The 21,664-nt window shown below is 67.5% G+C and carries 25 protein-coding genes; 21 read left to right on the plus strand and 4 right to left on the minus strand.

All coding sequences use genetic code 11. The features are described 5' to 3' along the window. The 4 genes from flhF to ACXJLU_RS26985 form a co-directional block, all read left to right on the plus strand. Window positions 1-1,470: flagellar biosynthesis GTPase FlhF (gene flhF, locus ACXJLU_RS26970; protein ID WP_457336311.1), on the plus strand; the 1,470-nt coding region annotated here is incomplete at its 5' end. 53 nt (window positions 1,471-1,523) lie between these two features. After that, complete coding sequence (locus tag ACXJLU_RS26975; RefSeq protein WP_457336313.1) at window positions 1,524-2,306, plus strand: MinD/ParA family ATP-binding protein; 783 nt, start codon at window positions 1,524-1,526, stop codon at window positions 2,304-2,306. 20 nt (window positions 2,307-2,326) lie between these two features. Next, complete coding sequence (locus ACXJLU_RS26980) at window positions 2,327-3,040, plus strand: RNA polymerase sigma factor FliA (RefSeq protein WP_056802489.1); 714 nt, start codon at window positions 2,327-2,329, stop codon at window positions 3,038-3,040. Window positions 3,041-3,059: 19 nt separating this feature from the next. Next, window positions 3,060-4,418, plus strand: a complete 1,359-nt coding sequence (locus ACXJLU_RS26985; RefSeq protein ID WP_457336315.1) for a methyl-accepting chemotaxis protein — start codon at window positions 3,060-3,062, stop codon at window positions 4,416-4,418. Window position 4,419: 1 nt separating this feature from the next. On the opposite strand, the gene ACXJLU_RS26990 is transcribed toward ACXJLU_RS26985, so the two are convergent. After that, window positions 4,420-5,385 (minus strand): hypothetical protein, encoded by a 966-nt coding sequence (locus ACXJLU_RS26990; RefSeq protein WP_457336317.1) that lies wholly within the window; start codon window positions 5,383-5,385, stop codon window positions 4,420-4,422. 70 nt (window positions 5,386-5,455) lie between these two features. On the opposite strand from ACXJLU_RS26990, the gene ACXJLU_RS26995 reads away from it, so the two are divergent. Both ACXJLU_RS26995 and ACXJLU_RS27000 read left to right on the plus strand, forming a co-directional pair. Beyond that, window positions 5,456-5,629: a hypothetical protein gene (locus tag ACXJLU_RS26995; RefSeq protein ID WP_457336319.1), complete on the plus strand. Its 174-nt coding sequence runs from the start codon at window positions 5,456-5,458 to the stop codon at window positions 5,627-5,629. Beyond that, window positions 5,626-6,375 carry a class I SAM-dependent methyltransferase gene (locus tag ACXJLU_RS27000; protein ID WP_457336321.1) on the plus strand — a complete coding sequence of 250 codons (750 nt, stop codon included), beginning with the start codon at window positions 5,626-5,628 and terminating at the stop codon, window positions 6,373-6,375. The genes ACXJLU_RS26995 and ACXJLU_RS27000 overlap by 4 nt, the downstream gene beginning before the upstream one ends. A gap of 7 nt (window positions 6,376-6,382) precedes the next feature. On the opposite strand, the gene ACXJLU_RS27005 is transcribed toward ACXJLU_RS27000, so the two are convergent. The 3 genes from ACXJLU_RS27005 to flgA all read right to left on the minus strand — a co-directional run bounded on the left by ACXJLU_RS27005 (window position 6,383) and on the right by flgA (window position 8,013). Further along, window positions 6,383-6,775 carry a hypothetical protein gene (locus tag ACXJLU_RS27005; protein ID WP_073468388.1) on the minus strand — a complete coding sequence of 131 codons (393 nt, stop codon included), beginning with the start codon at window positions 6,773-6,775 and terminating at the stop codon, window positions 6,383-6,385. Window positions 6,776-6,848: 73 nt separating this feature from the next. Next, window positions 6,849-7,172: a flagellar biosynthesis anti-sigma factor FlgM gene (gene flgM / locus ACXJLU_RS27010; protein ID WP_235002634.1), complete on the minus strand. Its 324-nt coding sequence runs from the start codon at window positions 7,170-7,172 to the stop codon at window positions 6,849-6,851. A gap of 115 nt (window positions 7,173-7,287) precedes the next feature. Further along, the gene (gene flgA / locus ACXJLU_RS27015; RefSeq protein ID WP_457336323.1) at window positions 7,288-8,013 is read right to left on the minus strand and encodes a flagellar basal body P-ring formation chaperone FlgA; all 726 of its coding nucleotides are present in this window, start codon (window positions 8,011-8,013) and stop codon (window positions 7,288-7,290) included. Window positions 8,014-8,174: 161 nt separating this feature from the next. On the opposite strand from flgA, the gene flgB reads away from it, so the two are divergent. From flgB to ACXJLU_RS27090, 15 genes are all read left to right on the plus strand, one after another. Then, window positions 8,175-8,588: a flagellar basal body rod protein FlgB gene (flgB, locus tag ACXJLU_RS27020; RefSeq protein WP_073468390.1), complete on the plus strand. Its 414-nt coding sequence runs from the start codon at window positions 8,175-8,177 to the stop codon at window positions 8,586-8,588. Continuing rightward, the gene (flgC, locus tag ACXJLU_RS27025; protein WP_073468391.1) at window positions 8,588-9,010 is read left to right on the plus strand and encodes a flagellar basal body rod protein FlgC; all 423 of its coding nucleotides are present in this window, start codon (window positions 8,588-8,590) and stop codon (window positions 9,008-9,010) included. Before flgB ends, flgC begins: the two co-directional genes overlap by 1 nt. Before the next feature lie 25 nt (window positions 9,011-9,035). Further along, on the plus strand, window positions 9,036-9,689 hold the full coding sequence (locus ACXJLU_RS27030) for a flagellar hook assembly protein FlgD (RefSeq protein ID WP_457336325.1): 654 nt from the start codon (window positions 9,036-9,038) through the stop codon (window positions 9,687-9,689). 13 nt (window positions 9,690-9,702) lie between these two features. Next, window positions 9,703-10,965: a flagellar hook protein FlgE gene (gene flgE, locus ACXJLU_RS27035; protein ID WP_457336327.1), complete on the plus strand. Its 1,263-nt coding sequence runs from the start codon at window positions 9,703-9,705 to the stop codon at window positions 10,963-10,965. Window positions 10,966-11,002: 37 nt separating this feature from the next. After that, a complete protein-coding gene (flgF, locus tag ACXJLU_RS27040) occupies window positions 11,003-11,734 on the plus strand; it encodes a flagellar basal-body rod protein FlgF (RefSeq protein WP_457336329.1) in 732 nt (243 codons plus the stop codon). Window positions 11,735-11,762: 28 nt separating this feature from the next. After that, the gene (gene flgG, locus ACXJLU_RS27045) at window positions 11,763-12,545 is read left to right on the plus strand and encodes a flagellar basal-body rod protein FlgG (protein ID WP_073468395.1); all 783 of its coding nucleotides are present in this window, start codon (window positions 11,763-11,765) and stop codon (window positions 12,543-12,545) included. A gap of 8 nt (window positions 12,546-12,553) precedes the next feature. Beyond that, on the plus strand, window positions 12,554-13,222 hold the full coding sequence (locus ACXJLU_RS27050) for a flagellar basal body L-ring protein FlgH (protein ID WP_457336331.1): 669 nt from the start codon (window positions 12,554-12,556) through the stop codon (window positions 13,220-13,222). A 39-nt stretch (window positions 13,223-13,261) separates the two neighbouring features. Then, window positions 13,262-14,410: a flagellar basal body P-ring protein FlgI gene (locus tag ACXJLU_RS27055; RefSeq protein WP_457336333.1), complete on the plus strand. Its 1,149-nt coding sequence runs from the start codon at window positions 13,262-13,264 to the stop codon at window positions 14,408-14,410. After that, a complete protein-coding gene (gene flgJ, locus ACXJLU_RS27060) occupies window positions 14,410-15,303 on the plus strand; it encodes a flagellar assembly peptidoglycan hydrolase FlgJ (protein ID WP_457336335.1) in 894 nt (297 codons plus the stop codon). Before ACXJLU_RS27055 ends, flgJ begins: the two co-directional genes overlap by 1 nt. 16 nt (window positions 15,304-15,319) lie before the next feature. Continuing rightward, window positions 15,320-17,287, plus strand: a complete 1,968-nt coding sequence (gene flgK / locus ACXJLU_RS27065) for a flagellar hook-associated protein FlgK (protein ID WP_457336337.1) — start codon at window positions 15,320-15,322, stop codon at window positions 17,285-17,287. A 17-nt stretch (window positions 17,288-17,304) separates the two neighbouring features. Continuing rightward, window positions 17,305-18,501, plus strand: coding sequence for a flagellar hook-associated protein FlgL (gene flgL, locus ACXJLU_RS27070; RefSeq protein WP_457336339.1), 1,197 nt, complete (start codon window positions 17,305-17,307; stop codon window positions 18,499-18,501). 43 nt (window positions 18,502-18,544) lie between these two features. Further along, window positions 18,545-19,753, plus strand: a complete 1,209-nt coding sequence (locus ACXJLU_RS27075; RefSeq protein ID WP_457336341.1) for an EAL and HDOD domain-containing protein — start codon at window positions 18,545-18,547, stop codon at window positions 19,751-19,753. A 100-nt stretch (window positions 19,754-19,853) separates the two neighbouring features. After that, on the plus strand, window positions 19,854-20,477 hold the full coding sequence (locus ACXJLU_RS27080) for a type IV toxin-antitoxin system AbiEi family antitoxin domain-containing protein (protein ID WP_457336343.1): 624 nt from the start codon (window positions 19,854-19,856) through the stop codon (window positions 20,475-20,477). Beyond that, on the plus strand, window positions 20,474-21,319 hold the full coding sequence (locus ACXJLU_RS27085; RefSeq protein ID WP_457336345.1) for a nucleotidyl transferase AbiEii/AbiGii toxin family protein: 846 nt from the start codon (window positions 20,474-20,476) through the stop codon (window positions 21,317-21,319). Before ACXJLU_RS27080 ends, ACXJLU_RS27085 begins: the two co-directional genes overlap by 4 nt. After that, window positions 21,319-21,664: PAS domain-containing protein (locus ACXJLU_RS27090; protein ID WP_457336347.1), on the plus strand; the 346-nt coding region annotated here is incomplete at its 3' end. The genes ACXJLU_RS27085 and ACXJLU_RS27090, both read left to right, overlap by 1 nt.

The following is a 21,664-nucleotide window of genomic DNA, read 5'->3' on the forward strand; positions in this document are numbered from 1 at the left end:
GCCGCGCCCCGCGCCCAGCCCGCCCGCCCGGCACCGGCCCCGCAACCGGCACCGGCCCCCGCGATGGAAGTCAGCGACGACGTCGCACGCCTGTCGATGAGCACGCTGTCGTTCCAGGACTACGTGCGTGAGCGCATGCTCAAGCGCCGCCAGGCCGCCCTGCAGCATGGCCGCGACAACGAACCCAGCTTCATGCCCGACGACGAGCCGTCGCTGCCGACCGCGCTCGAACAGCGCCTGGCCGAACGGCAGGCGATGCACCCGGCACCGGCGCAGCATGCGCCGATGCAGGCCGTCGGTGGCCGCAGCCCAGCGCTGCGCGAACCGCCGGTGCTGCGCGAGGAAATCCGCGTGCAGCAACAACAGGCCGCCGCCGCGGCCGCCCAGGCGCATGCCCAGGCTCAAGCGCATGCACAGGCCCTGGCCGATGCGCGTGCCCAGCAACACACCCCCGCTCCGGTGCCCGCCGCGCCGGTTGTCTCGCTCGCCGATGCCCGCGCCAACGGCAACGCCTCCGCCCGCCGCGACCAGCAGGACATGATGAACGAGCTGCGCTCGATGAAGGGCCTGATCGAAGAGCGCTTCGGCGCGCTGGCCTTCATGGAGAAGCTGCAGCGCCAGCCCGCCCAGGCGATGCTGATCCAGAAGCTGCTCGACACCGGCTTCTCGCCGGCGCTGATCCGCAAGCTGGCCGAGAGCCTGCCGAACGACGTGAGCGACGAGACCGCGTGGGCCGCCAACATCCTCGAGCGCAACCTGATCACCGGCGAGAACGACGCCGCGCTCGAAGACCAGGGCGGCGTCTACGCGCTGATCGGCTCCACCGGCGTCGGCAAGACGACCAGCGCCGCCAAGATCGCTGCCGCCTTCGCCACCAAGCACGGTGCCGCCAACCTCGGCCTGATCACGCTCGACGCCTACCGCGTCGGCGCCCACGAACAACTGCGCGCCTATGGCCGCATCCTCGGCGTGCCGGTGCACACCGCGCACGACCGCGCCTCGCTCGAAGACCTGCTGGAACTGCTGGCGGCCAAGAAGATGGTGCTGATCGACACCGCCGGCATGGCGCAGCGCGACAGCCGCACCCGCGAGCTGCTCGACATGCTGGCCCACCGCTCGATCCAGAAGCTGCTGGTCGTCAACGCCGCGGCACAGGGCGAGACCATCGAGGACGTGATGGTGTCGTACCGCGCCGCCGCCTGCAAAGGCATCGTGCTCTCGAAGCTCGACGAAGCCGTCAAGCTGGCCCCGGCGCTCGACGCGCTGATCCGCCACAAGCTGAAGGTCGTCGGCGTCGCCAACGGCCAGCGCGTCCCCGAAGACTGGCACCGCCTGTCGGCCCACGCGCTGGTGCATCGCGCACTGCGGGCCAACACCGGCACCGCCTACCGCATGGATGCCGACGACGTGAACCTGATCTTCACGGCGCGCCAGCCGGCGCTGCGCACGCGCGGCTCGCTGCACGCCTGATCGATCGTTCGATCAAACACGAACAGCCCCCCTAGCCTCGTCCTCAGCGCCCCATGCACGACGCCTTCGACTCCTCGTTCCCGCAAGACCAGGCCCACGGCCTGCGCCAGCTGTTCGGCCAGACGCGCGTGCGTTTCGTGCCGGTGGTGGCCAACCCGAACATGGCGTTCGGCGGCGTGATGCTGGAGCGCCTGTGCACCGCCTTCGGCGAGCTCGGCGCGCACGTGCTGGTGATCGACGCCTCGGACCGCGCGCCGGCCCCGGCCGAGCTGACGGCCGTCGGCCTGACCGGTTGCGTCGAGCCGCTGTCGCACCAGGTGTCGTACCTCGCCGCGCGCGGCCTGCCGATCCGCTATGTGGATGCGCACGGCAGCACCGCCAACTTCCTGCAGGCCGCAGCCGATGCCGCGCCGCATGCCGACGTGGTGCTGGTGCATGCCACCGAGACCGACCTGTGCCGGCTGTTCATGCGCAGCGAGGCCCGCCCGCTGCTGCTGGCCGACGACCGCCCGGCCAGCGTGACCCATGCCTACGCCGCGATGAAGCTGCTGACGCAGCGCGCCGGCCTGATGGTGCACGACCTGCTGCTCGGCGCCGCCCCCCATTCGCCGCGCGCCGAACGCATCGCGCAGCAGATCGCTTCCTGTGCCGATGGCTTCCTGGGCGCCGTGCTGCGCGACTGGATGCACGTCGATCCCGCGTCCGACGTCAACGACCCGCCCACCCCGGCCCTGCGCCGCTGGGCCCGTGACGTGCTGCAGCCTGCCGCCGCTGAAGTTGCCTATGCCACCGGCTTTCCGGTGCGTCGCGATTTCGCGCAGCAGGCCCTGAACTGAATTCCCCCGGAGCTGACCCCATGTATACCGCCAAAGGCCAACTCGACGTTAACTCGATGCTCAAGCAGTACAGCTCGCTGGTGCGGCGCCTCGCTCACCAGATGATCGCGAAGCTGCCTGCCAACGTCGAGATCGACGACCTGATCCAGGTCGGCATGATCGGGCTGACCGACGCGCTGAGCCGCTTCGACGCGGCGCAGGGCGTGCAGTTCGAGACCTTCGCGACGCAGCGCATCCGCGGCGCGATGCTCGACGAGCTGCGCGGCAACGACTACCTGTCGCGCGGCACGCGCAAGCAGCAGCGCACCATCGAATCGGCGGTGCACAAGCTCGAGCAGAAGCTCGGCCGCGCGCCTGCCGAAAGCGAGATCGCCCGCGAGATGGGCATCACGCTGCCCGAATACCAGGAACTCCTTGGCAAGGTGCGCGGCACCCAGCTGGTTTACCTGGAGGACATGTCGGGCGACGATGGCGACAATGATTTCCTCGACCGGCACGTGGCCGACGAAGGGATCAACCCGCTTGCGCAGCTGCAGGACCAGCGCATGCGCCAGGCCCTGGTCGACGGCATCAAGACGTTGCCGGAGCGCGAGCAGTACGTGATGAGCATGTACTACGAGCACGACATGAACCTGAAGGAAATCGCGGCCGTGCTGAAGGTGACCGAATCGCGCGTCTGCCAGCTACACAGCCAGTCCATCGCCCGCTTGCGCGTCAAGCTGCGCGAGTGGTGATCACCGAGACCGAGACACCATGTTTGCAATGTTCAGGAAGGGACGCGAGCAGTCGCCCAACGAGCCGATCGAGCCCGTCGTGACTGCAGCAGCCGGCGAGCCCGACCTGCGGGCCGCGGTGCAGTCGATCGGCAAGCAGGCGTCCAGCGTCGGCCGTGATGCGGCCGAGGTGCGCGGGCTGCTCGACGACGCCAGCAAGGTGTCGGCCCGCCAGGCGCAGGCCGTCGTCGCGCTGGTCAGCCAGCTGAGCGAGGTCACGCGGGCGCAGCAGGCGATCGGCGATGTCACGGCCGGCAGCCTCGATGCGGTCGGGCGTGCGCGTGAGGCGGTCGAAGCGGTCGGCACCGAGGTGGCCGGCATCGTCGACACGCTGCGCGAGGTGGCCGCGGCCGCCAGCGAGATCACGCAGATCGCGCTGCAGACGCGGCTGGTGGCGTTCAACGCCTCGGTCGAGGCCAAGCGCGCCGGCGAGGCCGGGCGCGGTTTCGGCGTGGTGGCCGATGCGGTGAAGGACCTGGCCTCGAAGGTCGAGGGGTCGTCGAAGGCGATCATGAGCACCGTGGGCGTGCTCGACACGCGCATCGGGGCCTTGTCGCGCGAGATCCAGGCCAAGCCGGGCGAAATCAGTCAAGGCGGTTTCCACAAGGCGCTGGCCGATGTGGAGGCCGGGGTCGCGAGCATCACTGCCGCGGCGACGCAAAGCCGCGAGATCTGCGGCGGCGTCAACCTGCAGATGGGCGTGATGCAGTCGGAGATCCAGCAGACCACCGCGGCGCTCGACAACGCGATGCGCCGCAGCGAGGCCTTTTTGAAGGTGTCGGAGCACCTGATCGAGCTGGTGGCCGAATGCGGCATCGAGACCGAAGACACGCCGTTCATCCAGGCCGCGATGGAAGCGGCCGCGCAGATCGGCAAGCTGCTCGAGGATTCGCTGCGCACCCGCACGATCTCGCCGGCCGACCTGTTCGACGAAGCCTACAGGCCGCTGCCGGGCACCAACCCGGCGCAGCACGCGACCAAGTTCATCGAGCTGGCGGACAGGCTGTTCCCGCAGGTGCAGGAGCGCGTGCTGACGCTGAGCCCGAAGGTGGTGTTCTGCATCGCGGTCGACCGCAACGGCTACGTGGCGACGCACAACAAGAAGTACTGCCACCCGCAGCGCGGCGACCTGGCCTGGGACACGGTCAACAGCCGCTACCGCCGCATCTTCAACGACCGCACCGGGCTCGCTTCCGCGCGCAACCAGCGCCCGTTCCTGCTGCAGACCTACCGCCGCGACATGGGCGGCGGGCAATTCGTGCTGCTGAAGGAAGCCGCCGCACCGATCACGGTGCAGGGGCGGCATTGGGGTGGGGTGCGGGTGGCGTTCAACTTCTGATCTATTGCTTGTCGACGTGAACCCGGCATTTCTCGCCGTTGAGTCGGTCGATATTTTCCTTGGTGTCGCCGTCTAAACTCATGCTTCCCAGGTATATGTGCTTGGGATGAAGGCTGGTTTTGCTGTAAATGGCCTTCCAGAGCCAATCCTGATCTGTCAAGCCGTTGCCTTCCAGCATTATTCTTGTGATGTCGAGCGCAAGAAGACTCTCAAACGCCACGCGATCCTGCCGGCTCAACCCGGTGTTGCTGAGATTGAGTTCGACGTCTCTGTGGCGGGCATGGCTCAGCGATTCGCAAATTGATTTCGCCTCGCGATCGCCCAAATTTTTCTGCCCTCCCAGATTCAGCTTGATCGGGTGCATGCGCTTCTCCAGATCACGCATGAAATTGGATACTGCAGTGAGATCTCCCCTGCTGAGGGGGCCGATTCTCTCGGCGCTCAGCTCAAGAGATGAATCCCTCAAGAGGAGATAGTGAAGATAGGTGGCGGTGATTGGCAGGCGATAAATCTGCTTGCCTTTCGGCAAGATCTGGCGCAGAAAATCCCCCTTCCTGCGATCTATCGGGGAAGAACCGGAAACGTCGGGTGACAACTTTTTCCCCGAGTATTCGAGCAATGCAGTGAATTCATCTTCTGACAGCTGCTGAACCGATTTGATGAAATTGACGGGATCCTGTTCCTCTGGCTGCTCAGCGATGAGTTTGTCCAGGATTTTTACAGTGGCACCGTTGATGACCTGGCTGATGGGGGCGGCAATGGCCGAAGCAGCTTTCACCGTTGCGGATCGTTGACTCTGGGTGCCATCGGTCTCGCTGGATGTGCTGGTTTCGAAGGCTGTCCTGACCGTGAGCGCTGCCTCGCGTTTCAATTTTTCATTTTTGCGCGAATGAATTGGCGCCTGCGCTTGTTTTTCATCATCTTTGGCGACTGTGCGTGAGCGGGGCGACTTGAAACAACGAAACATGGCCTGGTTCCTGGCTGAAGATTGAACGAGGGAATCTGCATTTCAATCTCCCTTTGCCTGGATCTCGGCAGTGACCAAACGTCTGATTGAACAAGCTGAATCCGCTGGAGATCAGGTGAGTGACATCCCGAGCGAAATCGATCCACGCAAGGTTCGTTTGTTCAGAGGGCGGGGACTCGATGAGCGCCTCGGTTTCGACGGCTTGGTATCGTCCTGCCTTCACGAAGGAGAGTTCGCCGCATGATCTGGCCGCTGCCCGCTCTGCTCGCCTGGGCCTTGGCCTGGGCGCTCTTCCTCGGGCTGCAGCGCGCGGCCGTGCCGCTCGGCGTCGCGCTGCTGCTGGCCACCGCGCTCGGCGGTTTGCTCGCACTGCTGCCGATCGTGGCGGCCACGCGCTGGCGCCGGATCTTCGTCGCACTCGGTTTCCCGCTGTCGTTGCTGGCGTCAGGCCTCGCCGGGGCATTGCCCGCCTGGGCGTGGCTGCTGCCGATGGGCGCGCTGCTTGCCCTCTACCCCGTTCACGCCTGGCGCGATGCGCCGGTCTTCCCGACGCCGCGCGGTGCGCTGCGTGGGCTGTCGGCGCTCCTGCCGCTGCCCGATGGCGCACGCGTGCTCGATGCCGGCTGCGGGCTGGGCGACGGGATGCGGGAGTTGCACGCGGCGTATCCGCGGGCGCTGCTCGACGGCATCGAATGGAGCTGGCCCGTCAGGCTGCTGTGCGGCCTGCGCTGCCGGCTGCGGCGCATCCCGGCGCGCGTGGTGCGCGGCGACATCTGGAAGGCCGATTGGTCCGGCTACGAGCTGGTCTACCTGTTCCAGCGGCCGGAGAGCATGCCGCGCGCCGTCGCGAAGGCGCAGACGGAGATGCGCCCGGGGGCGTGGATGGCGAGTCTGGAGTTCGAGGCGCAGGAACTGCGCCCGGTGGCACGGCACATCTGCCCGGATGGGCGGCCGGTGTGGCTGTATCAGGCGCCGTTCAAGGCGCGCTGAACATGAATCAGGCCTGGACGAACCCGCGGCTGCCGCGGTCGGCAGGGCCGTTCGCGGAATACACCGCCGCCGGCCGCTCGCGCGGCATCAGCACGTCGATCGCGCGATCGAGCGCCGCAGTGGCACGCGCCAGCGATTCGCGCTGTGCCGCCACCAGGCCGCCGGCCAGCGCCAGGCGCTCGCGCAACGGGGTGGGCACCGGGCCGCTGCGGGCCGCGCGGGTGAAATGATCGACCGCGCGCGCCAGCGAGCGGTGCAGTTCGGTCGCATGCAGGTCGATCGCCGCGCTGTCGCGCGTGCGAAGCGCCTCGCCCAATGAGGCGAGTTGCGTCTCGACCGCGCCGAGGGTGGCCTCGAGTTCGGGCGAGGTTTCGTACGCGGGAATCACCGGCTGCTGCATGACGAACGGGTGGCCAGGGGCCGTTGAAGAAATCGAGACAGAGACCGAGACAGAAAGCCGAACCGCTGAACGATCAGTGGCCCAGCACTTCCCGGGCGTTGGCGATCAGCTTGTCGGCGATGGCTTCCGGATTGACCTTGAAGCTGCCGTTGTCGATCGCGTCGGAAATGCGCTTGACCTTGTCGGCGTCGAAATCGGCCGAGGCCGAACCCGCGCCGGTCAGCGACGACGCCGCGCTCGACAGCGAAACGGTGGTGCTGGCTTCGGGGGCCGCGGCGCCGACAGCCGGGGTGGCCTGTTCGGTGGGCTTGGCGGTCGTCCCTTGCTTTTGCGTGGTGCTGCCGACCGCCTGGGTGGGGGCCGCAGCTTCTGCGTGATTGCCGATCTTGATGCTCATGAAGGACTCCTTGGGTCGGGACACTGGGCCCGGCCTTTCAACATGCACGGTGTATCGGCCCGCCCGTTGGCGACTTGAGGGCTATCGCCCGAATTGTTGACCCTGGGACGGTTTTTCACAATGCGAGTTCCAACTGGTGTTCCGCGACCGCGACACCCGTCACGAGACGGCCGCTTTCGGTGCGCACGCGCGCCGGCTGGCCCTCGATGCCAGCGGTCACTGCTTCGCCCGAGCCCGCCACTGCGTAGCCGTCGCCGACGGCCCGGATGCGCACGGTGTCGCCCGGGGCGAACCATTGCCGGGCCTTCAGCGTGGCCTGGCGCACGCCCTGGCCGACCGACACCGAGCGGGCCAGCACGCGCCCGACCAGCGCCGAGGCGTCCGTCAGCGCCGGGCTGGCCTCTTCGGCGAGGTCGACCTCGGTCTCCCGGACATCGCCGGCCGCCAGCACCTGGCCGCCCGGCATCGCCTGGTTCATGACCAGCGCCTTGCCCCAGACCTTGACGGTCACCGGCAGGTAGATGTTCCACGGCGTCGCACCCTGGGTGCAGCGCAGCCCGACCCGGGTCTTGCCCCAAAGCCGGGTGTTCGGCGTCAGATAAGCCTGGACCTGCTGGCAGGGCGCGAGGCGCAAGCGCGCATCCATCGGTCCGGCGACGACCTCGACACGGCCCGGCAGCGCCGGGTTGTTGCCGAGCTGGGCCTGCACGAAGCTGAGCGCCTGCTGTTCCAACGGTGATGACGCAGCGGGCGCTGCCGCCCCGGCCGCAAAGGCGGCGCCGCCCATCGCCACGCAGGCGACGAAAGCGATGAAGGCAACAAGGGCAGGGGCTTTGTTCACGTCTCGACTGTAGGAGCGTGCTGCCGTGGGCAAGCGTCCGAAATGGCGGACAAACCGGCCGCTATTCCCGCTTATGTTTCAGAAGGCGCTGCCCACAATCCTTTCACATCGCCCATGGCCTCGGCACCCACCGAGGCCACGGACCGAAAGGAAACGCCGCCATGCTGAACACCCTGACCAACTCGCTCGACTTCCAAGGCTCGGCGCTTGCGCTGCGCTCGGAGCGCCAGCGTCTGATCGCCAGCAACATCGCGAACGCCGACACGCCGGGCTACGTCGCCCGCGACATGAACTTCGCCCAGGCGCTGCGCGAAGCCACCGGCAGCCAGCAGAGCGCGGCCGTGCCGACCACCACGCAGGCCGGCCACATCGGCATCGACAGCGGCCTGACCGGCGCGCGCGCCGAATCGAACCTGCTGTACGCGACCCCCAGCCAGACCAACCTCGACCGCAACACGGTCGACATGGACCGCGAGCGCGCCAACTTCGCCGACAACTCGGTGCACTACGAAGCGACGCTGCGCTTCATCAACGCCAACGTGCGCACGATGCTCGAAGCGATCAAGGGGCAATGATGAGCATGTTCCAGATCTTCAATGTCTCCGGCAGCGCGGTCAGCGCGCAGTCGCAGCGCCTGAACGTGGTGGCGTCGAACCTCGCCAACGTCGACACCGTGGCCGGCCCCGATGGCCAGGCCTACAAGGCGCGGCAGGTCACGTTCCAGACCGAAATGATGGGCCAGCTCGGCCAACCCGGCGGCCCCGCGGCGGCCGGCGTGAAGGTGAGCACGATCACCGAGGACCAGACCCCCGGCCGCAAGGTGCACGACCCGAAGCACCCGCAGGCCGATGCCGAGGGCTACGTCACGTACAGCAACGTCAACGCGGTCGAGGAGATGGTCAACATGATCTCGGCCTCGCGCTCGTACCAGAACAACGTCGAGGTAATGAACACCGCCAAGACCTTGCTGATGAAAACACTGCAGATGGGCCAGTGAGCCTGCCTGACCACGAAAGCACCCCATGGCCGTCGACACCGTCACCAACAACTACGCCGCGCTGAACACGAAGTCGTCCACCGACACCAGCGCCACCACCGCGGCCGAAAGCTCGGAGCGCTTCCTGAAGCTGCTGGTCGCGCAGATGCAGAACCAGGACCCGCTGAACCCGATGGACAACGCGCAGGTCACCAGCCAGATCGCGCAGATCAACACCGTCAGCGGCATCGAGAAGCTGAACGGCACGGTCGGCGGCCTGTCGACCCAGTTCCTGCAGATGCAGGCGGTGCAGGGCGCCTCGCTGGTCGGCCGCGAGGTGATCGTGCCGGGCAACAAGATGGACATCGCCGACAAGGTCGGCACGGGCGGCTTCCAGATCGATGCGGCCGCCGACAACGTGAAGGTCGAGGTGCAGAACGCCGCCGGCCAGACGCTGCAGACGCTGAACCTCGGCGCGCAGAGCAGCGGGATGAACACCTTCGAGTGGGACGCCGGCGCCTACGACAACACCAGCGGCATCACCTTCAAGGTGACCGCGATGAGCGGGGCCAACACCCTCAAGAGCACCGCACTGATGCGTGACAAGGTCAACGCGATCAGCACGGCCAACAACACCCTGGTGCTGGACCTCGAGAAGGCCGGCGGCGTCACCTACGACCAGGTCAAGGCATTCAACTAAGAAGGACACCACCATGGGCTTCCAGCAAGGTCTCTCCGGTCTGAACGCTTCGAGCAAGAACCTCGAAGTCATCGGCAACAACGTCGCCAACGCCAACACCTTCGGCGCCAAGGCCTCGCGCGCCGAGTTCGGCGACATGTACGCCGCCGCGATGAACGGCTCGGGTGCCAACAACATCGGCATCGGCGTGAACCTGGCGGCGGTGACGCAGCAGTTCACGCAGGGCAGCATCACCACCACCGAGAGCTCGCTCGACGTCGCGATCAACGGCTCGGGTTTCTTCCAGCTGAACGACAACGGCACCACGGTGTACTCGCGCAACGGCCAGTTCCAGGTCAACAAGGACGGCTTCATCGTCAGCAACGGCGGGCTCAAGCTGATGGGCTACAAGGCCGACGGCACCGGCACCATCCAGCCCGGCCAGGCCGTGCCGCTGCAACTGCCCACCGCCGGCATCGACCCGGCCGCGACGAAGGAAATCACGCTCGAGATGAACCTCGATTCGCGTGCCGCCACCACGCTGCCGGCGACCACGCCGCAGATCAACCTGACGGACGCGAAGACCTACAACAACGCGACCTCGCTGACCGTCTACGACGCGAAGGGCCAGGACGTCGCGCTGACCTACTACTTCCAGAAGGCCGGCACCGACCAGTGGAACGTCTACGTGACGGCCAACGGCACCTCGCTGGCGGTCGACGGCGCCGGCGACCCGGCCCCGGTCACGACGCTGCAGTTCCCGACCAACGGCGGCAACCCGACCGCCCCGGTGGGCGCGGTGACGCTCGACATCCCGGCGACCACGAACGCCGCCGGTGCCGAGACGCTGGCGATCCCCGGCGTGCAGCTCAACCTGGGCAGCGCGACGCAGTACGGCGCCGGCTTCGGCGTGACCGACCTGAAGCAGGACGGCTACGCGCCGGGCCAGCTGTCGGGCCTGTCGATCGAGGACAACGGCATCGTGATGGCGACCTACTCGAACGGCCAGTCCAAGCCGGCCGGCCAGATGGAGCTCGCGAACTTCCGCAACGCGCAAGGCCTGAAGCCGATGGGCGGCAACAACTGGATGCGCAGCTACGAGTCGGGCGACCCGATCCTGGGCGTTCCGTCGGAAGGCAACATGGGCGTGCTGCAGTCGGGCGCGCTCGAGGAATCGAACGTCGACCTGACCGCCGAGCTCGTCAACATGATGACCGCGCAACGCACCTACCAGGCCAACGCGCAGACCATCAAGACGCAGGACCAGGTGTTGCAGACGCTGGTCAACCTGCGCTGATCGACACGCGAACCACCCAGCGAGCTGAGGAGCTGCCATGGACCGCATGATCTACCTGTCGATGTCGGGCGCGAAGGCCATGATGCAGCGCCAGGACACGCTGTCGCACAACCTCGCGAACGCGTCCACGCCGGGCTTCAAGTCCGAGCTGGCGGCGTTCCGCGCGGTGCCGGTGCTGGGCAGTGGCGCCAGCACCCGCGTCTATGCGCTCGAGACCACGCCCGGCTACGACGCGACGCCGGGCCCGGTCACGGCCACCGGCCGCAACCTCGACGTGGCGGTGAAGGGCAACAGCTGGCTGTCGGTGCAGGCACTCGACGGCACCGAGGGCTACACCCGCGGCGGCTCGCTCGACATCAGCGCCGACGGCACGCTGACCACGCGCAGCGGCCTGCCGGCGCTCGGCGACGGCGGCCCGATCCAGGTGCCGGCCAACACCGAGATCTCGATCGGCGCCGACGGCACCGTCAGCGCCAAGGGCATCGACGGCAAGATCACCGCGGTCGGCAAGCTGAAGCTGGTGACCGCCACCGAAGACACGCCGCTCGAACGCGGCACCGACGGCCTGTTCCGCTCTGCCGGCGGCGACCTGCAGGCCGACCCGAATGCCCGCGTGCAGGACGGCGCGCTCGAAGGCTCGAACGTCAGCCCGATCGAGACCATGGTGTCGATGATCGCCGCGGCGCGCCAGTTCGAATCGCAAATGAAGATGCTGCAGACCGCGGAGGGCGACGAGAAAGCCGCCGCGCAGCTGCTGTCGATGAATTGACCTCCACCGAACCTGAAGGAACCCCACCATGTTGAATTCACTGTGGACGGCCAAGTCCGGCATGGAGGCCCAGCAGGCCCAGCTGGACGCCATCTCGCACAACCTCGCCAACTCGGCCACCAACGGCTACAAGAAGTCGCACGTGGTGTTCGAGGACCTGATGTACCAGAACCTGCGCCAGGCCGGCTCCAACAGCAGCGAGCAGACCACGCTGCCCACCGGCTACCAGGTCGGGCTGGGCACGCGCGCGGTCGCGACCTCGCGCAGCTTCAGCCAGGGCAACCTGCAGCAGAGCGGCAACACGCTGGACGTGGCGGTGCGCGGCAGCGGCTTCTTCGAGATCCAGATGCCCGACGGCACCAACGCGTACACCCGCGACGGCTCGTTCCAGGTCGACGCGACCGGCAAGCTGGTGACGAACAACGGCTACACCGTGCAGCCCGGCATCACGATCCCGGCCAACGCGCAGAGCGTGAGCATCGGCAACGACGGCACCGTCACGGTGACGCTGCCGGGCCAGTCGGCGCCGCAGACCGTCGGCCAGATGCAGCTGACCAACTTCATCAACCCGGCCGGCCTCGAGCCCAAGGGGCAGAACCTGTTCACCGAGACGGCGGCGTCCGGCACGCCGAGCGCCGGCACGCCGGGGCTGAACGGCCTGGGCTTGGTGCAGCAGGGCTTCGTCGAGACGTCCAACGTCAACCCGGTCGAGGAGCTGGTCTCGATGATCCAGACCCAGCGCGCCTACGAGCTGAACTCGAAGGCCATCACCACCTCCGACCAGATGCTCCAGAAACTGAGCCAACTGTAAAGACCGTCATGAAGAGACTTGCCCTCCTGGCCGCGCCGGCCCTGCTCGCCGGCTGCAGCACGCTCTATCCGCTGCCCAAGGTCGACGTGGCCGAGCCGACGCGCGCGCGTCCGGAGGCGATCGCGGCACCGTCGGTCAACAACGGCTCGATCTTCCAGTCGGGCCAGTACCGGCCGTTGTTCGAGGACTACCGCGCCCGGCTCGTCGGCGACACGCTGACGGTGCAGATCGTGGAAAAAGTCTCGGCCAGCCAGAAGAGCACCAGCACGATCGACAAGAGCGGCGCCGTCGCCGCCGGCGTCAGCGCGCTGCCGCTGGTGAACCCGAATGCGCTGCTGCGCTCGAATGCCGCCGGCAACTCGTCGAACACCTTCGCCGGCAAGGGCAGCACCGAGAACACCAACGACTTCTCCGGCATCATCACCGCGACCGTGACGGAAGTCCTGTCGAACGGGCACCTGGTGGTGGCCGGCGAGAAGCAGATCGGCGTGAACCAGAACGTCGACGTGCTGCGTTTCTCGGGCCAGGTCGACCCGCGGGCGATCCAGCCGGGCAACAGCGTCGCGTCGGCGCAGATCGCCAACGTGCGCATCGAGCACCGCGGCCGTGGCGCGCAGGCCGATGCGAACGGAATAGGCTGGCTCGGGCGGTTCTTTTTGAACGTTCTGCCCATTTAAGTTTGCTCAGAATCGGTTTCATCCTGCGATGAAGCCGATATGCAAACCAACCACACCACCGTCACCGAAAAGCTCCTGCGGCTGCTGATCAGCCTGACGGTCGTCGCGTCCAGCGCGGCACTGTGGTGGCCGATGCCCTCGCAGGCGGCCCGCATCAAGGAAGTCGCCGCCGTGCAAGGCGTGCGCGCCAACCAGCTGGTCGGCTACGGCCTCGTCGTCGGCCTCGACGGCACCGGCGACCAGACCACCTCCACCCCCTTCACGCAGCAGAGCCTGAACGCGCTGCTGCAGCAGATGGGCGTCACCGTGCCGCCAGGCACCACGATGCAGGTCAAGAACGTCGCCGCGGTGATGGTGACGGCGCAGTTGCCGCCGTTCGCGCAGCCCGGCCAGACGATCGACATCAACGTCTCGTCGATGGGCAATGCCAAGTCGCTGCGCGGCGGCACGCTGATCGCGACGCCGCTGAAAGGCGCCGACGGCCAGATCTACGCGCTCGCGCAGGGCAACCTGATCGTCGGCGGCGCCGGCGCCTCGGCGGCCGGCTCCAAGGTGCAGATCAACCACCTGAGTGCCGGCCGCGTGCCCGAGGGCGCGACGGTCGAACGCGCGGTGGCCACGCCGCTGAACCAGGGCGAATTCCTGCAGCTCGACCTGAACGCCAGCGACTTCAGCACCGCACGCGAAGTGGCGCGCACGATCAACGCGAAGATGGGCGCCGACACCGCGCACGCGATCGACGGCCGCGTCGTGCGCGTGCGCATGCCGGCCTCGCCCGATGCGCGCGTGGGCTTCCTGGCCGACATCGAGAACCTGCCGGTGGAATTGGCCGCGCCGGCCGCCAAGGTGGTGATCAATGCGCGCACCGGCTCGGTGGTGATGAACCAGACCGTCACGCTCAGCGCCTGCGCGGTCGCGCACGGCAACCTGTCGGTGACGATCAGCACGACGCCGGTGATCAGCCAGCCAACGCCGTTCTCCAGCGGCGGCAGCACCGTTGCGAAGGAGAAGGCCGACATCACGATCAAGCAGGAGGCCGGCGCACTGATCCAGCTGCCGGCGAGCGCGAAGCTGGCCGACGTGGTGAAGGCGCTGAGCGCGCTCGGCGCGACGCCGATGGACCTGCTGGCGATCCTGCAGGCGATGAAAAGCGCCGGTGCCCTCAACGCTGAACTCGAGGTGATCTGATGGCGATCAACCCGACCCAACCCGGCCTGCAGAGCCAGAGCCTGGCGAGCGACACCAAGGGTGTCGACGCGCTGCGCTATGCCGCCTCGAAGGACCCGAAGGCCGCGATCAAGGAGACCGCGAAGCAGTTCGAGGGCATCTTCATGCAGCAGCTGATGAAGAGCATGCGGCAGGCGACGCTCAGTTCGGGGATGCTGGAGAACTCCGGCACGCAGATGGGCACCGAGCTGCTGGACACGCAGCTCGCGCAATCGCTGAGCGGCCGCCCGGGCGGGTTGTCGGAGATGATCGCGAAGCACCTGGAGCGCCAGCTCGGCGAGCCGCTGGCCAACATGGCCAAGGACGCGGCCTCGGCGCAGACGGTGGCCGCCACCGGCCAGACCGGCACCGCGCCGCTGCCGGCCGCGCTGCAGGGCAAGGAGCGCCAGGTCGGCTTCCTGAAGCTGCACGACAGTGCCGCGAAGGCGGCCGAGGCCGAGACCGGCATCCCGGCGACCTTCATGGTCGCGCAGGCGGCGCATGAATCCGGCTGGGGCCGGCACGAAATCAGGAACGCCGACGGCAGCAGCTCGTTCAACCTGTTCGGCATCAAGGCCGGCAAGGACTGGACCGGCCCGACGACCACCGTCACGACCACCGAGGTCGTCAACGGCCAGCCGCACAAGGTGCAGGCCAAGTTCCGCGCCTACGCCAGCTACGAGGAGTCGTTCAAGGACTACGCGAAGCTGATGAAGGACAACCCGCGCTACTCGAAGGTGGTGGCGGCCGGCAGCTCGGCCCAGGGCTTCGCGCACGGCCTGCAGCGCGCGGGCTACGCGACCGACCCCGAGTACGCGAAGAAGCTGACCAACATGATCAACACGACGCTGCGCCTGCAGCGCGCCACCGCGTGAGCGAAGGACAAGACGCATGAGTTCCTCCGCACTCCTGGGCATCGGCACGCGGGCGATGTTCGCCAACTACGCAGCGCTGCAGGCCACCGGCAACAACATCGCGAACGCCAACACCGAGGGCTACTCGCGGCAGCAGGTGGTGCTGGAGACCGCGAAGGGCCAGTTCACCGGTGCCGGCTTCTTCGGCAAGGGCGTCAACGTGAGCTCGGTCATCCGCTCGTACAACAGCTTCCTGACGACGCAGGCCTCGGCCACCAAGGCGACGGCGGCCGGCGATGCGGCGCGTGCCGAGCAGCTGAAGCAGATCGAAGCGGTGTTCGGCACCGGCGCCTCGGGCGTCGGCTACTCGGCCGGCCAGCTGCTGAACGCCTTCGTCGACGTCGCGAACCAGCCCGCCGATGCGTCGGCGCGCCAGGTGGTGATCGCCCGCGCAAAGGAACTGGCCGACAAGTTCGCGGCCGCCGGCGACCAGCTGCAGAGCATCCAGACCGGCATCACGCAGGACATCAAGAGCTCGGTCGACACCGTCAACAGCCTGGCCCAGCAGGTGGGCAAGCTGAACGAGCAGATCCAGGCGCTGAACGGCACCGGCCAGCCGCCGAACGACCTGCTGGACAAGCGCGACAACCTGATCAGCCAGATCAGCGGCTTCATCGGCGTGACGACGATCAAGGCCGACAACGGCAGCGTCGGCGTGTTCGTCGGCGGCGGCCAGGCGCTGGTGCTGGGCGCCAACGCGAACAAGCTGACGACGGTGGCCGACCCGTACGACCCGTCGAAGGTGCAGCTCGGCATCAGCGTGGGCAGCGGCCTGTCGTCGATGATCCCGCAGGATGCGCTGTCCGACGGCTCGATCTCCGGCATGCTGCGCTTCCAGAACGACGACCTGGTCGACGCGCGCAACCTGCTCGGCCAGATGGCCGCGGCGATCAGCGGCGCGGTCAACCAACAACAATCGCTCGGCCTCGACATGGGCAAGCCGGCCCGCAACGGCTCGCCGCTGTACGCGGTGGGCGCGCCGCGCTCGCTGCCGGCCGCGAGCAACGTCGGCGATGCGGCCTTCGGCGTCACGCTGACCGACACCACGCAGGTGCAGGCGAGCGACTACGAGCTGCAGTTCGAYGGCACCAACTACTCGCTGACCCGGCTCTCGGACAACACCGCGGCGGTCGGCAGCCCGTTCAGCGCGGCCCAGATGGCCGCCGGCGTCACGGTCGACGGCATGACGATCCAGATGACCGCCGGCGCCTCGGCGGCCGGCGACCGCACGCTGCTGCAGCCGGTGGGCAATGCGGCCAAGGACATGCGCGCGGTGCTGAGCGATCCGAACGGCATCGCCGCCGCGTCGCCGGTGACCTCGACCTTCGCGGCGACCAACAAGGGCACGGCGACGCTCGCGTCGCTGGCCGCGGTGAGCACCTCGCTGGACCGCACGCTGACGGCGAACGTCAGCTTCACGTCCGACACCGGCGACTACAACTGGGAACTGCTCGACTCGACGGGTGCGCAGGTGTCGACCGGCACCGGCACCTGGACGGCCGGCACGCCGATCGCGCTGAACGGCTTCGAGCTGAAACTGAACGGCGTGCCGAAGAGCGGCGACACGGTGGCGGTGAAGCCGACCACGTCGACCGAGGCGAACAACGGCAATGCGCTGGCCTTCGTCGGCATCGGCACCAAGGGCATCGTCGGCGGCAGCACGGCGGCCAACGGCACGGTGACGCCGGGCAAGACCATCACCGACGCGTACGCGAGTGCGCTGTCGGACATCGGCGTGCGCGTGCAGAGCGCGCAGACCGCGGCGAGCATCTCCGACTCGGCCGCCTCGCAGGCCGAATCGGCGCGCGCCAACAAGTCGGGCGTCAACCTCGACGAAGAGGCCGCCAAGCTGATCCAGTACCAGCAGAGCTACCAGGCCGCAGCCAAGATGCTGCAGGTCGCCCAGCAAGTGTTCGACACCCTGCTGCAGACCGCTGCAGGCTGACCCGGGACCCCGACATCATGCGCATCAGCACTTCCAACTCCTACGACGCCTCGCTCCAGCAGCTGATGAAGCGCCAGGACGACCTGAGCGCGGCCCAGGAGCAGCTCACCACCGGCAAGCGCGTCAACCGCGCGAGCGACGACCCGGCCGCGGCGGCGCGTGCCGAGCGGGCGCTGGCGGCCGAGAACCGGGCCGTCGCCGGCCAGCGCGCGGTCGATGCCAGCAAGAACGCGATGACGCTGACCGAAAGCGCGCTCGGCGACGCGACCGACCTGCTGCAGCAGGTGCGCGAGACGCTGATCGCCGCCGGCAACGCGACCTACACCGACGCCGAACGCAAGGGCCTGTCCGACAAGATCAGCGAACTGCGCAAGCAGCTGATGGCGGTGGCGAACCGGGCCGACGGCGCCGGCACCTACCTGTTCGGCGGGCAGGGCGCCGGCCAGGCGCCGTTCCTCGATGCGGCCGGCGGCGTGGTCTACCAGGGCGGCGACGGCGAAGCCGAGGTGGCCTCCACCGAAGCGCTGCCGATCACCAGCAACGGCGACCAGATCTGGATGCAGGCCCGCTCCGGCAACGGCGTGTTCGACACCCAGGCCGTCACCGCGACCGGCACCGCGTGGATCGACAGCGGCCGCGTCACCAACCCGTCGGCGCTGACCGGCTCGACCTACAGCATCCAGTTCAGCGTCACCGGCGGCGCCACCACCTATTCGATCCTGCAGGACGGTGCGCCGACCGCCCAGGTCGGCATGCCGTTCAAACCGGGCCAGGCGATCCAGATCGACGGCATGTCGGCCAACATCGCCGGCAACCCGGCCGACCTGGACGAGTTCACGATCTCGCCGTCGAGCACCGGCCAGACCGTGTTCGACACGCTCGACAAGGCCATCGCCGACCTGAAGACGCCGCTGCGCAGCGGCACGCAGATCGCGCAGTCGAATGCGGACAACCTGGCCAACCTCGACCAGGTGATGGCCACCCTCTCGGGAGCGCGCACCCGTGTCGGCGAGACGCTGAACCGCATCGACGGCGTCACCGGCCGGCTCGACTCGCTGAAGCTGTCGAGCAAGACGGCGCGGTCCGATGCCGAAGACCTGGACATGACGAGCGCAATTTCGGACTTCGCGAACCAGCAGACCGGGTACGATGCCTCGCTCAAGGCGTACACGATGGTTCAAAAGCTGTCGCTGTTCAACTATCTGAGCGGCTGAAACCCCGTCGCCATCGCCTGCACACTTTCCCTGGAGATTCCGCGTGACTGACAACGCCACACTCGGGCAGGTCGCCCTCGGCTATTCGCCGTTCATCGACCGCAGCCGCGCCGTGACGGCCACCCGCCTGACGATCTACCCGCTGCGCCCCGAGCTGAAACCCGATGTCGCCCAGTTGCTGCACGCCGTGGGCGGCGTGTGGCCGGCCGATGGCGGCCGGGCCTCGCTGAACATCGTCAGCGAAAGCCTGCTGCAGGACCTGATGGGCGCGAGCCCGTCGGCCAACCTGATGATCGAGATCCCGGCCTTCATGGCTTGCGACGCGGCCAACGTCGAGTCGCTGCAGGCGCTGCACCGGGCCGGCAACACGCTGTTGCTGAAGGGCCGGCCGATGAAGGAGCTGCCGCGCGAGCTGCTGCCCTGTTTCAAGTTCTCGCTGATCGACCTGGCCGACGACCGCCGCATCAATGAAGCCGGCAACGTGGCGCCGGCCGGGGTCACGCGCAACATCGCGCACGTGCAGTCGGGCGTGCGCACGCTGGCCGACATGGAAGGCAGCTTCTCGCGCGGCGCCGCCGCGGTGCTGGGCTGGCCGATCGACGATGCCATCCACGAGGCGCAGGCCAAGGGCAAGTCGGCGGTGCAGATCGACCTGCAGGTGATCGTCGAGCTGATCCAGCGCGTGGACGCGCAGGACCCGATCGAGAAGCTCGAAAACACGCTGAAGCGCGACCCGTCGCTCGCGTTCAAGCTGATGCGCTACATCAACTCGCCGGCCTTCGGGCTGCGGGTCGAGATCAGCTCGTTCCGCCACGCGATCATGATGCTCGGCTACCAGCGCCTGAAGCGCTGGCTGGCGCTGCTGCTGGCCACCGCCGGCAAGGACGTCAACATGAAGCCGGTGATGTTCGCGGCGGTGCGCCGCGGGCTGCTGATGGAAGAGCTGGTGCGCTCGTCGGGCGACGAGGAGATGCGCAATGAAATGTTCATCTGCGGCGTGTTCTCGCTGCTCGACCGCATGTTCAAGCAGCCGTTCGCCGACCTGATGAAGACGATTCCGGTGCCCGAGCGCGTCTACCAGGCGCTGGTCAACGGCAGCGGCCCCTACCAGCCGTACTTCGACCTGGTGCGCGCGGTGGAGCATGAATCGCTGTACGACTTCCGCACCGCCGCCGACACGCTGATGCTGAGCGTCAGCGAGATCAACCGGGCGGTGCTCGGCGCGTTGACGTCGGCGACGCAAATCGACTGAACGGTGACGGGGAGGCGATGAGGAAGCGGCGGGGACCAGTTGTTCCGAAATATATGCAAACATTGACTTTTGCATAAATATTGCAACATACTGGCGGACGATGCCGCCGCCCTCGCTCTCTTCTTCCACTCACGAGCAGGCTGTTCTCAAGCTTGCCAAGCAGCGTCCCCTGCTGCGTGCCCGTGACCTGGCCGAGCACGCGGTGCCCACCGTGGTTCTGAGCCGGCTGGTCGCTGCCGGAAAGCTTGAACGAATCGCCCGCGGCGTCTACAGCCTGCCGGCGCGCAAACTCAGCGAGCACCGGTCGCTGGCCGAAGTCAGCCTGCGCGTGCCGCAGGGTGTCGTCTGCCTGCTGTCCGCGCTGCGCATGCATGGCATCGGCACCCAGGCACCCTTCGAAGTCTGGGTTGCCATTCCCCATCACTCGCCGACACCCCGCCTCGATCAGCCGGCGTTGCGCGTCGTGCGCATGTCGGGGCAGGCTTTCACCGAAGGCGTGGACCGCATCATGGTCGATGGCGTGAAGGTGCCTGTCTTCAATCCCGCGAAGACCGTTGCCGATTGCTTCAAGCACCGGAACAAGATCGGCATCGACGTCGCGCTCGAGGCGCTGCGCGATGGATGGTCGCAACGCAAGCTGACGATGGACGCCATCTGGCACTACGCGAACATCGACCGTGTCGCCAACGTGATGCGCCCTTATCTCGAGAGCGTCGCCACATGAGCCGAAACGTGGCGGCCTCTGTTCGCGCTCGCCTGAAGCAGCATGCCGATGCGGCGAAGGAAGACTTCAATCTCACGCTGACGCGCTATGGCCTTGAGCGCCTGCTGTACAGGTTGTCGATCTCGAGGCATGGGTCCAACTTCCTGTTGAAGGGTGCCCTCCTGTTCTCGCTCTGGTATGACCATCCGCACCGCCCCACGCGCGATGCCGACCTGTTGTCGTTCGGCCCGAGTGACATCGGTTCGCTCGTGGCGAATTTCCGGGAGATCTGTGGCATCGAGTTCGACGACGGCCTCGTGTTCGATGTCACAGCGATCAAAGGCTCCGAGATTCGCAAGTCAACCGGGTACGGTGGCGTGCGCGTCGACATTCCAGCCCGGCTGGACGGCGCACGCATCGCGCTGCAGGTCGACGTCGGCTTCGGCGACGCCGTGACACCCGCGCCCGAGGAGGTCCGCTACCCCGTCCTGCTCGATGACCTGCCGGCGCCGCACCTGCGTGCCTATCCGAAATACACGGTCGTTGCGGAGAAATTCCATGCGATCTGCCTGCTGGGTATGACGAACACGCGGATGAAAGACTACTTCGACCTGGACGTGCTTCTGCAGGGAAGCGAACTCGATCCGGACGAGTTGCGCCGAGCGATCGAAGCCACGTTCGAGCGCCGGAAGATGGCGATGCCCACCGCGTTGCCCGTGGGATTGAGCGACACTTTCTCCGCCGACCCCACGAAGCAAACCCAGTGGAAGGCCTTCTTGAAGAAGAATCGACTGGATCGGGACGAGCTGGCCGACCTGGTTTCTCGCTTGCAGAGGCAACTCAGCATGACAGGGGTCATTTGATGTTCGATCCCCAGGCCTTGCGCCAACTCCTCGACGTGCTGTCCGACGCCGTGCTGGTGCTGGACCGCACGGCGCGTGTCGTCTTCGCGAACACCGCCGCGCTGCGGCTGATCGCCGGCGAGCCGGCACGGCAGCTGGCGCAGCTCGGGCCGCTGCTCGGCGAATCGTTCGTGGCCGCGGTGGCGGACGCGCTCGCCGCCGGGGCATCGGCGGCGACGCTGCCGGAAACGGTCACGCTGAACGACGGCCGCCGCTTCGGCGCCGCGCTCGCGCCGCTCGACGGCGAGCGCCACGCACTGCGGCTGGCCGCGGTGGCGACGCCGGCCCCACCGCCCACGCCCGAAC

The organism is Rhizobacter sp. P5_C2 (assembly GCF_054049715.1).

Bases quoted from the DNA above. Each gene is read 5' to 3' on its own strand.
- ACXJLU_RS26975 (WP_457336313.1), top strand. From the start codon at position 1,524: ATGCACGACGCCTTCGACTCCTCGTTCCCGCAAGACCAGGCCCACGGC.
- ACXJLU_RS26980 (WP_056802489.1), top strand. From the start codon at position 2,327: ATGTATACCGCCAAAGGCCAACTCGACGTTAACTCGATGCTCAAGCAG.
- ACXJLU_RS26985 (WP_457336315.1), top strand. From the start codon at position 3,060: ATGTTTGCAATGTTCAGGAAGGGACGCGAGCAGTCGCCCAACGAGCCG.
- ACXJLU_RS26990 (WP_457336317.1), bottom strand. From the start codon at position 5,385: ATGTTTCGTTGTTTCAAGTCGCCCCGCTCACGCACAGTCGCCAAAGAT.
- ACXJLU_RS27000 (WP_457336321.1), top strand. From the start codon at position 5,626: ATGATCTGGCCGCTGCCCGCTCTGCTCGCCTGGGCCTTGGCCTGGGCG.
- ACXJLU_RS27005 (WP_073468388.1), bottom strand. From the start codon at position 6,775: ATGCAGCAGCCGGTGATTCCCGCGTACGAAACCTCGCCCGAACTCGAG.
- flgM (WP_235002634.1), bottom strand. From the start codon at position 7,172: ATGAGCATCAAGATCGGCAATCACGCAGAAGCTGCGGCCCCCACCCAG.
- flgB (WP_073468390.1), top strand. From the start codon at position 8,175: ATGCTGAACACCCTGACCAACTCGCTCGACTTCCAAGGCTCGGCGCTT.
- flgC (WP_073468391.1), top strand. From the start codon at position 8,588: ATGAGCATGTTCCAGATCTTCAATGTCTCCGGCAGCGCGGTCAGCGCG.
- ACXJLU_RS27030 (WP_457336325.1), top strand. From the start codon at position 9,036: ATGGCCGTCGACACCGTCACCAACAACTACGCCGCGCTGAACACGAAG.
- flgE (WP_457336327.1), top strand. From the start codon at position 9,703: ATGGGCTTCCAGCAAGGTCTCTCCGGTCTGAACGCTTCGAGCAAGAAC.
- flgF (WP_457336329.1), top strand. From the start codon at position 11,003: ATGGACCGCATGATCTACCTGTCGATGTCGGGCGCGAAGGCCATGATG.
- flgG (WP_073468395.1), top strand. From the start codon at position 11,763: ATGTTGAATTCACTGTGGACGGCCAAGTCCGGCATGGAGGCCCAGCAG.
- ACXJLU_RS27050 (WP_457336331.1), top strand. From the start codon at position 12,554: ATGAAGAGACTTGCCCTCCTGGCCGCGCCGGCCCTGCTCGCCGGCTGC.
- ACXJLU_RS27055 (WP_457336333.1), top strand. From the start codon at position 13,262: ATGCAAACCAACCACACCACCGTCACCGAAAAGCTCCTGCGGCTGCTG.
- flgJ (WP_457336335.1), top strand. From the start codon at position 14,410: ATGGCGATCAACCCGACCCAACCCGGCCTGCAGAGCCAGAGCCTGGCG.
- flgL (WP_457336339.1), top strand. From the start codon at position 17,305: ATGCGCATCAGCACTTCCAACTCCTACGACGCCTCGCTCCAGCAGCTG.
- ACXJLU_RS27080 (WP_457336343.1), top strand. From the start codon at position 19,854: ATGCCGCCGCCCTCGCTCTCTTCTTCCACTCACGAGCAGGCTGTTCTC.
- ACXJLU_RS27085 (WP_457336345.1), top strand. From the start codon at position 20,474: ATGAGCCGAAACGTGGCGGCCTCTGTTCGCGCTCGCCTGAAGCAGCAT.